Below are 230 nucleotides of genomic sequence, written 5' to 3'. Positions count from 1 at the left end.
ACCACCGCCATATCGTGGGAGATAAACAGATACGCAATGCCGAAATCACGCTGGAGATCGAGCAACAAGTTGATAATCTGCCCGCGAATAGAAACATCCAGCGCCGAAACGGCTTCGTCGGCAATGATCACTTTTGGATTCAATGCCAACGCGCGAGCAATGCAGATGCGCTGGCGCTGACCGCCGGAAAACTCATGCGGGTAACGCCAGGCATGTTCATGTAACAGGCC

1 protein-coding gene is annotated in these 230 nt (G+C 53.5%); it reads right to left on the bottom strand.

The genetic code is table 11. The features are described 5' to 3' along the window. Positions 1–230 (bottom strand): ATP-binding cassette domain-containing protein (locus tag V5P19_RS24665; protein WP_334408132.1); only part of this gene is annotated, 230 nt, incomplete at both ends.

Origin of the sequence: Enterobacter sp. UNJFSC 003, from assembly GCF_036903355.1 — a bacterium.
GTDB lineage: Bacteria > Pseudomonadota > Gammaproteobacteria > Enterobacterales > Enterobacteriaceae > Enterobacter.
This window is presented reverse-complemented; position numbering and strand designations above follow the sequence as displayed.